The 10,843-nt window shown below is 75.0% G+C and carries 10 protein-coding genes and 1 pseudogene; 4 read left to right on the forward strand and 7 right to left on the reverse strand.

The features are described 5' to 3' along the window. The 4 genes and pseudogenes from ADY59_RS44340 to ADY59_RS44350 all read right to left on the reverse strand — a co-directional run. Positions 1–1,129: hydantoinase B/oxoprolinase family protein (locus ADY59_RS44340; protein WP_269433692.1), on the reverse strand; the 1,129-nt coding region annotated here is incomplete at its 3' end. Continuing rightward, positions 1,102–1,545: pseudogene (locus ADY59_RS53615) on the reverse strand (hydantoinase B/oxoprolinase family protein); the annotation flags it as partial. The gene ADY59_RS44340 and the pseudogene ADY59_RS53615, both read right to left, overlap by 28 nt. 56 nt (positions 1,546–1,601) lie before the next feature. Further along, positions 1,602–3,635, reverse strand: coding sequence for a hydantoinase/oxoprolinase family protein (locus ADY59_RS44345; RefSeq protein WP_049576458.1), 2,034 nt, complete (start codon positions 3,633–3,635; stop codon positions 1,602–1,604). Positions 3,636–3,706: 71 nt separating this feature from the next. Further along, complete coding sequence (locus tag ADY59_RS44350; protein WP_049576461.1) at positions 3,707–4,819, reverse strand: epoxide hydrolase family protein; 1,113 nt, start codon at positions 4,817–4,819, stop codon at positions 3,707–3,709. Positions 4,820–4,898: 79 nt separating this feature from the next. Here ADY59_RS44350 and ADY59_RS44355 point away from each other — a divergent pair, with 79 nt between their 5' ends. Continuing rightward, positions 4,899–5,510, forward strand: coding sequence for an IMPACT family protein (locus ADY59_RS44355; protein ID WP_049576465.1), 612 nt, complete (start codon positions 4,899–4,901; stop codon positions 5,508–5,510). Here ADY59_RS44355 and ADY59_RS44360 read toward each other — a convergent pair. Then, positions 5,507–6,736, reverse strand: a complete 1,230-nt coding sequence (locus tag ADY59_RS44360) for an isochorismate synthase (RefSeq protein ID WP_049576467.1) — start codon at positions 6,734–6,736, stop codon at positions 5,507–5,509. The two genes, ADY59_RS44355 and ADY59_RS44360, sit on opposite strands and share 4 nt — an antisense overlap. 204 nt (positions 6,737–6,940) lie before the next feature. On the opposite strand from ADY59_RS44360, the gene ADY59_RS44365 reads away from it, so the two are divergent. Next, positions 6,941–7,789: a GDSL-type esterase/lipase family protein gene (locus ADY59_RS44365; RefSeq protein ID WP_049576476.1), complete on the forward strand. Its 849-nt coding sequence runs from the start codon at positions 6,941–6,943 to the stop codon at positions 7,787–7,789. Here ADY59_RS44365 and ADY59_RS44370 read toward each other — a convergent pair. Next, complete coding sequence (locus ADY59_RS44370; protein ID WP_082310872.1) at positions 7,772–8,488, reverse strand: HNH endonuclease family protein; 717 nt, start codon at positions 8,486–8,488, stop codon at positions 7,772–7,774. The two genes, ADY59_RS44365 and ADY59_RS44370, sit on opposite strands and share 18 nt — an antisense overlap. An 83-nt stretch (positions 8,489–8,571) precedes the next feature. On the opposite strand from ADY59_RS44370, the gene ADY59_RS44375 reads away from it, so the two are divergent. Together ADY59_RS44375 and crcB are read left to right on the forward strand one after the other, a co-directional pair. Beyond that, positions 8,572–9,015, forward strand: coding sequence for a fluoride efflux transporter FluC (locus ADY59_RS44375; protein ID WP_049576470.1), 444 nt, complete (start codon positions 8,572–8,574; stop codon positions 9,013–9,015). After that, a complete protein-coding gene (gene crcB / locus ADY59_RS44380) occupies positions 9,012–9,386 on the forward strand; it encodes a fluoride efflux transporter CrcB (RefSeq protein ID WP_049576482.1) in 375 nt (124 codons plus the stop codon). The genes ADY59_RS44375 and crcB overlap by 4 nt, the downstream gene beginning before the upstream one ends. Positions 9,387–9,389: 3 nt before the next feature. Here crcB and ADY59_RS44385 read toward each other — a convergent pair. Beyond that, on the reverse strand, positions 9,390–10,843 hold a 1,454-nt coding region (locus tag ADY59_RS44385), incomplete at its 5' end, for a CHAT domain-containing protein (RefSeq protein ID WP_049576473.1).

A 10,843-nucleotide genomic window follows, 5' to 3' on the forward strand; every position in this document is an offset into this window, starting at 1 on the left:
GGCGACGTGCTGCGCTGCGAGTCCGGCGGCGGTGGCCGGGCGGGCCGTAGCCGCCACCGCCGCCGGACTCGCAGCGCAGCACGTCGCCGGCGCGGACCGGGACGGCGTTGGCCTTGAGCACGGCCCGTTCACCCGCGGTGCCCGGGTTGAGCGTGACGCGCGGCGGGGCGCCGGCGGCGCCGCCGGCCAGGCCCCAGGCGGGCGTGACGGAACGCTCGAACCACAGGGACAGGGAGGTGTCGCCGCGGAACTCGTACTCGCGCACGATCCCGTTGCCGCCCCGCCAGCGGCCGGCGCCGCCGGTGTCCGGGCGGATCTCGTAGCGGGTGACGCGGACCGGGAAGAGCGTCTCCAGGACCTCGATGGGCATGTCGCGCAGCGACCCGTTGACGTTGTTGATCAGCGCGGTCTCGCCGTCGCCGCCCTCCCACGCGCCCCAGCCGCCGACGGTGGCCTCCTGGGACACGTACAGCTTGCCGGTGCGCGGGTCGATCCCGGCGAACTGGACGATCATGGAGTCGCCGTAGGAGGCCGCGGCCGCCTTGTCCGGCAGGACCGGGGCCAGCGCCTTGACGACCAGGTCGATGAGCAGGCCCAGGTGCGAGTAGTAGTACTGGCAGGCGGCGGGCGACTCGGCGGCCAGCATGGAGCCGGGCCGGGTCTCGACCGTCAGCGGCCGGAAGGAGCCGCCGTTGAGCGGTACGTCGCCGGAGACGAGCAGCTTGTAGCCGACCCGGACGGCGGCCACGGCCTGGGCGGCGCCGCAGTTGACGGGCCCGGTCGCCTGGTCGGCGCAGTCGGTGAGGTCGACGGAGACGGACTCGCCCGACACCGTCACCCGGACGGTGACCGGCAGCGGCGTGCCGAGGTCGATGCCGTCGTTGTCGAGGAACCCGGACGCCTCGTAGCGGCCGTCGGGGATGGCGGCGACGGCCGCGCGTTCCAGCCGCTCGGTCTGGGCGAAGATCTCGTCGCGGGCGGCCAGGACGGTGTCGAGGCCCCACCGGGAGACGATCTCGCGCAGCCGCCGCTGCCCGGAATCGCGCAGCTCACCTGGGCGCGCAGGTCGCCGAGCGTGGCGTGCGGGAAGCGTACGTTGCGCCCGATGACCTCGTGCAGGTCGCGGCAGGGCTCGCCGCCCTCGTACACCTTGACCGGGCCCAGGCGCAGCCCCTCCTGGAAGATGGAGGTGGAGTCCATGGACCCGCCGGGGTCCTTGGAGCCGACGTCGAGCCAGTGGGCGCGCGAGGCGGCGAACCCGGCCAGCTCGCCGCCGGTGAAGATCGGCCCGTAGACGGTGACGTCGTTGAGGTGGGTGCCGCCGATGTAGGAGTCGTTGAGCACCCACACGTCGCCCTCGCGCCACACGTCGCGGCCGTGGCGGCGTTCGGTCTCGCGGGTGCACACCTCCAGGTTGCCCAGGAAGATCGGCAGGCCGGACGACTGGCCCAGCACGTTGTGGTCGCGGTCCAGCAGGGCGACGGCGCAGTCCTTGGCCTCGTAGATGACGGGCGTGTAGGAGCTGCGGATGAGGGTGGTGTTCATGTCCTCCGCGGCCTGCAGCAGGGCGCAGCGGATGATCTCCGTGGTGATGGGGTCGATCACTGGTGGGCCTCCACCTTCACGATGAGGAATCCGTTGTCGTCGACGTTCGCCAGGCAGCCGGGCGGGATGACCGTGGTGGCGGTCTCCTCGACCACGATCGCGGGCCCGGCCAGCGAGCCGGTCAGGTCCGCGCGGCGCAGCACGGGGGTGGCGTGCGCCACGCCGTCGAAGATCACGTCCCGGACGGCGGTCCCGGCCGGGCCGGGCGTCCCGGCGACGGCGGCGGCGGTGCGGGGGAAGGAGCCGAAGCCGGTGCTGCGCAGCATGACGAACTCGACCGGCGCCTCGGGGGTGGCGTGGCCGTAGCGGCCGGTGTGCGCCTCGGCGTAGCGGGCGGCGATCGTCTCCGGGAAGCCGGGGGCGGCCGGTTCGGCGGCGTCGCGCAGCGGGATGGTGAGCGTGTAGTCCTGGCCCTCGTAGCGCATGTCGACGGCGTGCTCGACGTGGCGGCGGTCGCCGGGGACGCCCTGCCCGGCGAGCGCGTCCAACGCCTCCGCCTCCAATGCGGCGAAATTTCGGGACATGTCATCACCGTCGAGCGTGTCCTGCGGCCGGAAGTACGGGCGGGTCAGGTCCCGCCGCACGTCTGCCTCCAGCATCCCCCACGCCGAGAACGCGCCGGGGAAGCGCGGGACGACGACCTCGGAGATGCCCAGCTCGCGCGCGATGAACACCGCGTGCATGGCCCCCGCCCCGCCGAAGGCCACCAGCGAGAACTCCCGCGGCTCCACCCCGTGCTCCACCGTGAGCGTCCGGATCGCCTGCGCCATCTTGGCGTTGGCCACGTCGCAGATGCCCTCGGCCAGCCGCAGCGGGTCCAGGCCGAGCTCGCCGGCCAGTTCCGCGACCGCCGCTGCGGCGGCCCCCGCGTCCAGCGTCATGAGCCCGCCCGCGAACCACGCCGGATCGACCCGGCCCAGCGCCACGTTGGCGTCGGTGACGGTCGCCCGGGTGCCGCCCCGGCCGTAGCAGGCGGGGCCGGGGACCGCCCCGGCCGACTCGGGGCCGACCCGCAGCGCCCCGGCCTCGGCGTAGGCCAGCGAGCCGCCGCCCGCGCCGATGGTATGCAGGTTGACGACCGGCATGAGCACCGGGAAGCCCTCGATGCGCGCCTCGGCGCTGACGTCGGGCCGGCCGTCCACGACCAGGGACACGTCGAACGACGTGCCGCCCATGTCCACGCAGATGACGTTGCGCCGCCCGGCCGGCAGCCGGGCCGCCGCGACGCCGCCCATGGTGCCGCCGACCGGCCCCGACAGCAGCGTCTGCAGCGGCCGGCGCATCGCGTAGGAGGCGTTGACCAGCCCGCCGGAGGACTGCATGACGTGCACGGGCACGGTCAGGCCGCGCTCGGCGAAGCGCCGCTCGATGCCCGACAGATAGCGGCGCACGACCGGGCCGGTGTAGGCCTCCAGCACGGCCGAGGAGGTCCGCTCGTACTCGCGCCACTCGCGTGCCACCTCGTGGGAGAGCACCACGAGCACGTCCTCGCCGAGCTCCTGGGCGAGGATCTCACCCGCCCTGATCTCGTGCGCCGGGTCGGCGTAGGAGAACAGCAGGCACACGGCCACCGCGTCGAAGCCCTCGTCGCGGGCGCGCCGCCCGGCCCGCCGCACGGACTCCTCGTCGAGGGGTACGAGCTCCGCGCCGCGCCAGTCGAGCCGCCCGCCCGCCTCCATGACGTCCTGGCGCGGCACCAGCGGGGCGGGCTTGCGGTAGCGCAGGTCGAACATGCGGTCGCGGTTGCCGCGGGCGATCTGGTAGACGTCCCGGCCGCCCTCGCTCGCCAGCAGCAGCACCCGGGCGCCCGTGCGCTCCAGCAGCGCGTTGAGTCCCTGGGTGGTGCCGTGCACGAAGAACGAGATGGCCGCCGGGTCGTCCACGACCCGGCCCAGCGCGGCGAAGACGCCCTCGGCCAGGTCTCCCGGCGTGGTGGGCGCCTTCGAGGCGGTGACGGCACCGGACCGCTCGTCGTAGCAGACGACGTCGGTGAAGGTGCCGCCGATGTCCATGGCGACGCGATAGCTCATGGACCCGACCGTATGACGCCCGCGCCGCCCGCCCCGCGCGGGGTGCGCGAGCCGGGCGGGCGGCCGGGGGGTCAGCGCAGCGACGTGAAGAACGCCCGCACGTCGGCGGCGAACGCCTCCGGCCGCTCCAGCGCGGCGAACGTGCCGCCGCGCTCGTGCTCCACCCAGCCGACGATGTTGTTGTCGCGCTCGGCGAAGCGGCGGATCGGCCGCAGCACGTCCTTGGGGAAGACCGAGATCGAGGTGGGCACGGTGGCGGGCTTGAGTTCCCACTCGACGCCGGTGTCCTGCTCGGTGTCGGGCGTCTCGGCGAACGAGCGCGCGGCCGAGCCCGCCGTGTTCGTCAGCCAGTAGATCGTCGCGGTGGTGAGCAGCCGGTCGGGGTCGACGCCGCCGTCGCTCCACTCGTGGTAGACGCTCGCGAACCAGGACAGCAGCGCGACGGGCGAGTCGGCCATGCCGTAGGCGAAGGTCTGCGGGCGGGCCGACTGGATGAGCTTGTAGCCGTACTGCTCGGTCAGGTAGCTCTCGCGGAAGGCCAGGCGCTCCCGCTCGACCTCGGTGAGGCCGTCGAGCTCGCCCGGGGCGCCGATGGGGAAGCAGATGATCCCGTTGCCGTGCATGCCGACGACCCGCTCGGGCGCCAGCACGCCGGCCTCGCGGGAGATCCAGGTGCCCCAGTCGCCGCCCTGGACGCCGAACCGGTCGTGACCGAGCCGGGTCATCAGCTCCAGCCACGCCCGCGCGATCCGGGTGGAGCCCCAGCCGGTCTCGGTCGTGGGACCGGACAGGCCGTAGCCGGGCAGCGACGGGATCACCAGGTGGAAGTCGCGGCGGAGCGGCTCGATCACGTCGAGGTACTCCACCGGTGAGCTGGGCCAGCCGTGGGTGATCAGCAGGGGGAGCGCGTCGGGGTCGGCCGAGCGCACGTGCAGGAAGTGGATCCGCTGGCCGTCGATCTCGGTGACGAACTGGTCGTGCCGGTTGATCTCGGCCTCGGCGGCCCGCCAGTCGTAGCCGTCGCGCCAGCGCGCGGCCAGTTCCTTGACGTGGGCCAGGGGCGCGCCGTACCGCCAGCCGAGGCCGGGGACCTCGTCGGGCCAGCGCACCCGGCCGAGCCGCTCGCGCAGGTCGTCAAGGTCGGCCTGGGCGGTCTCGAGGCGGAAGGGCCGGACGTCGTTCAAGCGTTCTCCTTCATTATCGGTACGCTGTACCGTACAGCATACGGTTCGCACGGCACAAGTCGCTCGCTAGATTTGTCCGGTGCCGTACCTCACCCTGAAGACCCGCGTCGAGCACGAGACCGAGGCGCGCCGCTCGCGCTTCGTCTGCGCGATGGCGCCGGCCGCAACGGTCGGGGAGGCCGCCGCGTTCATCGCCGAGCGGCGCGCGCTGCACGCCTCGGCCAGCCACAACTGCACCGCCTACGCGATCGGCGGGGAGCGGAGGGGCGACGACGACGGCGAGCCGGCCGGCACCGCGGGCACGCCGATGGTGCAGGCCCTGGCCGGCCGCGGCGTCGACCACGTGGTGGCGGTGGTGACCCGCTACTTCGGCGGCATCCTGCTGGGGGCGGGCGGCCTGGTGCGCGCCTACGGATCGGCGGTGACCGAGACGCTCGACCGCGCCGAGACGGTGCGGATGGTGCCGGCCAGGCTGATGAACGTGTCGGTGGCGCACGACCAGGCCGGGCGGGTGGAGAACGACCTGCGCGCCTCACGCCACCCGGTCCGCGACGTCTCCTACGGCTCCCGGGTGGAGTTCGTGGTGGCGGTCGGCGAGGACGAGGTGGCCGCGTTCGCCGACTGGGTGGCCACGCTGACGGCCGGCCGCGCCAGGGTCACCCCCGGCGCGGGCGTCCACCTGCCCGGTTAACCCTCCAGCGCGTACTGCATGACGCGGAACTTGGCCTGCGCCTCGGCCAGCTCGGCGGCCGGGTCGGAGTCGCCCATGATGCCGCCGCCGGCGAACAGCCGGGCGCGCCGGCCCTCCACGATGCCCGAGCGCAGCGCGATGCCCCACTCGCCGTCGCCGTGCGCGTCGATCCAGCCCACCGGGCCCGCGTAGCCGGCCCGGTCCATGCCCTCCAGCTCGCGGATCACCCGGATCGCGGTGCCGGTGGGGGTGCCGCCGACCGCCGCCGTCGGGTGCATCGCGGCGACCACGTCGAGCACCGAGGCGCCGTCGGCCAGCCGGCCGCTCACGTGGCTGGCCAGGTGCTGCACGTTGGGCAGCACCATCAGCTCGGGCTCGTCCGGGGTGCGCAGCGACGAGCACAGCGGCGCCAGCGTCTGACGGACCGAGGCGATGGCGCACTCGTGCTCGTGACGGTCCTTGGCCGAGGCGAGCAGCGCCGCCCCGCGGGCCAGGTCGTCGGCCGGGCCGGTGCCGCGCGGCGTGGTGCCGGCCAGCACCAGCGACTCGATCTCCTGCCCGGTGCGCCGGATCAGCAGCTCCGGCGTGGCCCCGACCAGCCCGGCGACCGAGAACGTGTAGCACTCCGGGTAGCGGCGGGCCAGCCGGATCAGCAGCAGCCGCACGTCGATCGGGTGCTCGGCGGTGGCCAGCAGGTCGCGGGCCAGCACCACCTTCTCCAGCTCACCCTCGCGGATGCGCCGGGCCGCCCGCGCCACCACGTGCTCCCACTCGGGCGCGGTGAGGCTGCCGTCGCCGTAGCTGATGCGGCCCGGGTCGAGCAGCGGCGTGAACGTCTCCAGCGGCGGGTCGCCGATCGTGGTCAGCCACGCCCGGCCGCCCTTGCGCGCCAGGATCGCCTGCGGCACGACCAGCGTGGAGCCGGCCGCGTCCTCGTCGAAGGTGAAGGTGCCGAAGGCCACCGGGCCGCTGCCCGGCGTCCGCACGGCGTCGTTGACGTGGGCGCCGGCGAAGACGGCGGACAGCCACTGGCGCGCCCAGGCGAACCGGTCGGGGCCGGGCGGCACGTCGGCCCGGGCGGCCTCACCCCAGCCCACGAGCCCCTCGCCGTGCCTCACCCAGGCGTACGGGGCGGTCCTGGGGAGGGAGGCCAGCAGGTTACCGGGGTCGCGGACAGGGGTGGTGCGAACCGGTAGCGGGCGGGTTGTTCCGAGCGCGACACTCACTTGAGACACTCTATGCGGGAACTGAACACGTTCGACTCGGACCCCCGCGAATGCGGTGTTACGGCCATAACCAGCCCGTCGCCCTCCAATGGGGGCACCCAGATCGGCCGCCGCCGGTCAAGCCGCGATATGAACTCGGTCCCGACACGGCAGCCGTACCCCGACGTCATGGCGGGCCGGTGGCCCGCTCTCTACCTTGGCCGCATGATCGGTCGCCTGGGGCCCGCCGTGGCCGCCCTCGTCGTCCTGGCCGCCTCCGGCCCCGCGCACGCCGTCCCGGCGGAGCCGGTGCCGCAGGTGATGGCGGCGCTCGGCGACTCCATCTCCTCGGGCTTCAACAGCTGCGGCTGGTACGTCTCGTGCCCCTCCCGGTCGTGGTCGGCGGGCGACAACGCCGCCGTCGACAGCCACTACACCCGGATGCTGCGGCTCGGCCCGCCGCTCAAGGGGCACAACCGCAACTTCGCCGTGCCGGGCTCCACCAGCGCCGACCTGATGGGCCAGGTGCGCCAGGCCGTCGAGGCCAAGGCCGGATACGTCACCGTGCTCATCGGCGCCCAGGACGCCTGCAAGCGCACCGAGAGCGAGATGACGCCCGTCGCCGTCTACCGCAGCCGGATCGACGCGGCTCTGGCGGCGCTGCGGGCCGGGGTGCCGCAGGCGCGGGTGTTCCTGGCCGGCATCCCCGACCTGCGCAGGCTCTGGCAGGTGGGCAGGGAGAGCCCGCTGGCGCGCACGTTCTGGACCGTCGGGCGGATCTGCCAGTCGATGCTGGCCCGCCCCGCCTCGGACAAGCGGGCCGACGTCGAGCGGCGGGCCCGCGTGCGCGAGCGCGTCATCGCCTACAACCGCGAGGCGGCGCGGGCGTGCGCGCTGATGGGGCCGTCGTGCCGGTCCGACGGCGGCGCGGTGTTCTCCTACCCGTTCACGATCGGCCACCTGAGCAAGTGGGACTACTTCCACCCGAACGCCGCCGGCCAGCGGGCGCTGGCCGAGCGCACGTTCGCGCGCGGCTTCGACTGGACCGGCCCGGCGCTAACGACACTGCCGTAGCATCGCCGCCTTGTCGGCGCGCGTCACCGGCAGGTCGTACTTGACCGCCACCTGCGCGAAGCGCGTCACGTACGCGCAGCGGACCCGCCGCTGCGGCGGCAGCCAGCTCGCCGGGCCAGAGGCGTCCTTGGCCTCGTTGGCGCTGCCCTTGACCGGCAGCAGGTTGAGCGGGTCGTTGGCGAAGTCGACCCGCTTGCCCATCGGCCAGCGCCGGGTGCCCATCCGCCAGCCGTAGGCGAGCGGGACGACGTGGTCCACCTGGATCTCGCCGGCGTCGCGCTTGCTCCAGCCGATGCGCTGGCCGGTGTAGGGATCGATCAGGTCCATGGCGACGACCTCGCAGTCGGAGCCCTTGCGGTAGCGGATATTGTGGCCGTCGCGGGCCAGCAGGTCGTCGCGGGTGCGGCAGCCGTTGCGCGCGTAGGGCACGCCGGTGGCGGTGTCGGCCCAGTTGCCGCCGTAGCGGGTGCGGCGATAGCCGGAGCTGGAGCCGCGCGCCGCGACGCGCACCCGCTCGATCACGGCGCGGGCGGCCGCCTTGTCCCCGGCGGAGGTGATCGGGGCCAGGCCGGGCCGGGTGCCTCCGGCGTTGCCGAGCGGGCTGGTGGCGGTCGCCGGCGGGGCCGACCCGGCGCCGTTGACGGCGGCGGCGACGATGATGGCCCCGGCGAGGAGGGCGATGGCGTCCTTCGTGCTCAAGCACGCCTCCGTGGTGATCGGCTTCTCTAGAGAGGTTCCCGTGCCACGGTGATCTGACACGGTGACGGTTTGGGGAGGAATGTGTGACCGAACGGCCGATAGATCCGGATGTGGACCTGCATGTGCCCGCGCAGCGTACCGAAGCCGGCTGGGCGGTGCTCGCGGCCATCGCCGCCGGCGGCGCGCTCGGCGCCCTGGCCCGCTTCGGCGCGCAGACGCTGCTGCCGGCCGCGCCCGGGGCCTTCCCATGGGCGACGTTCCTGGTGAACGTCTCGGGGAGCGCGCTGATCGGCGTGCTCATGGTGGTCATCACCGAGGTACGCCCCGCGCACCGGCTGGTACGGCCGTTCCTCGGGGTGGGGGTGCTGGGCGGGTTCACCACGTTCTCCACCTACGTCGTGGAAGCGCGCCGGGTCGTCGCCGACGGCTCGCCGCTGGTCGCCGCCCTGTACCTGGCGGGCACCATGGCCGCGGCGCTGGCGGCGGTGTGGGCCGGGATCCGGCTCACCCGGTGGGCGGCGTCGTGACGGTCCTGCTCGTGGTGCTCGGCGCGGCCGTGGGAGCCCCGCTGCGCTACCTCGCCGACCGCGCCGTCCAGAGGCGCCACAGCGGCACGTTCCCGTGGGGGACGCTCACGGTCAACGTCGCCGGTTCCGCCCTCCTCGGCTTCCTCGCCGCCCTGCCCGCCGGTCCCGGCTGGACCGCGCTGGCCGGCACCGGCTTCTGCGGCGCGCTCACCACGTACTCCACCCTCGGGTACGAGACCGTACGGCTGGCCGAGGAGGGCGCGGGCCGCCAGGCAGCGGCCAACGTCCTGCTCAGCGTCGCGGCCGGGCTGCTGGCGGCCTACGGGGGCGCGGTGCTGGCCCACGCGGTGCTGGCCCACGCGGTGCCGTAGCGGTCAGCCGGCGCCGAGGCAGACGAACGCGTAGCCGGTGGCGGTGGCGAGCGGGTCGCCGGAGGTGGCGCGGCGGGCGTCACGCAGCGCCGCTGCCAGGCCCGCGCCGCTGCTCAGGCGGCGGTGCAGAGCCACCATGAGGGGCACCGCGGCCAGGTCGTTGACCAGCACGACGCTCGCCACGATCCCGGTCGTGCCCAGCCCGATCAGGGAGGCGGCCAGGCCCAGCAGCTCGTCGGCGCCGGTCGGCGCGGTCAAGCCGGAGTCGCAGCTCGACAGCACCACCTGGCCAGGAGCCCGGCGCAGCCGCTCCAGGTCGTACACCGTCAGCGGGCCGTCGTCCACGCGCAGCGAGGAGAACAGCGGGCTGTCGGCGCGGAAGGTGCCGTGCGCGGCCACGTGCGCCAGCCGGGCCCCGTCCATCGCCTCCAGCGTCCGGGCGACGGTGGCGGTGCCGCCGCCCAGCACGACGGGCTCCGGGTAGGCGGCCGAGACCTCGCCCACCTCGGCGCCGGCCGCGAGCAGGCCGGGGCCGTGCGCGAGGACGACCCGGCCGTGCCCGGGCGCGCCGGCGCGGCGGGCGCGCAGCCACGAGCGGGCCGACGGCGCCACGCTGAGCGCGCGCTCGCGCAGCGACGGCAGCAGCGTCCACGGCACCGCGTGCAGCCGTCCCGGCGGCACGACCACCACGTCCCCGTCACCCAGGTGGGCGGCGGCCTCGCCCAGCAGCACCCGTTCCAGGGCGTGGCCGGCGCGCTCGACCTGGGCCAGCAGGTCGGCGGGCGACAGCGTGGAGCGGCCGTGCGCCAGCCTGGACAGGCCGAACCTGGCGACGTCCACCTGGCGGGCCGCCTCCTCCGTCAGTCCCGCCGGGTAGCGCCGTACGGTGCCCGCGCCGCACACCAGCACGTGCAGCCGGCCGTCGACGTCGACCAGCTCCAGCAGGCGGGTGCCGCCGAGCGCGTCGCGCAGCGCGCCGGCGTCCCAGCCGGGGGCGGCGGCCGGATCGCGGCCGTGCGCGTGCAGGGCCCGGGCGCGGGCGGCGCGCTCCAGGCGGGCCCGCTCGGCCGACAGGTGCGTGGTGGGCAGGCCCTCCGCGCGGGCCCTGGCCAGGCGGCTGGTGAGGGACCGGATCGCGGCCAGCTCGGCCCGCAGGTGCTCGTCGTCGGGCGGGTGCACGGCCGGGACAGCCAGCGCGGTGGCGCGCCAGCGCTCGCTCCACGACAGCAGCAGGCGCGGCCGGTCCAGGCGCAGCGCGTGGCGCTGGCCGAGCGCGGCCAGCTCCGCGCCGTGCGCGCTCGCCTGGGCGCGCAGCTCGGTCGAGCCCAGGGTGGCGCGGTGCTGGTCCAGCACCTCCAGGCCCCGGCGGCAGGCGCGCATCAGCCGGGCCGAGTCGCCGGCCGCCTCGGCGCGCAGCGCCTCCGCCAGCCACGCGACCGCCCGCGACAGCGCCGGGC

Source organism: Nonomuraea sp. SBT364 (assembly GCF_001083785.1).
In the GTDB taxonomy this organism is placed as follows: Bacteria; Actinomycetota; Actinomycetes; order Streptosporangiales; family Streptosporangiaceae; genus Nonomuraea.

Bases quoted from the DNA above. Each gene is read 5' to 3' on its own strand.
- ADY59_RS44345 (WP_049576458.1), bottom strand. From the start codon at position 3,635: ATGAGCTATCGCGTCGCCATGGACATCGGCGGCACCTTCACCGACGTC.
- ADY59_RS44365 (WP_049576476.1), top strand. From the start codon at position 6,941: ATGATCGGTCGCCTGGGGCCCGCCGTGGCCGCCCTCGTCGTCCTGGCC.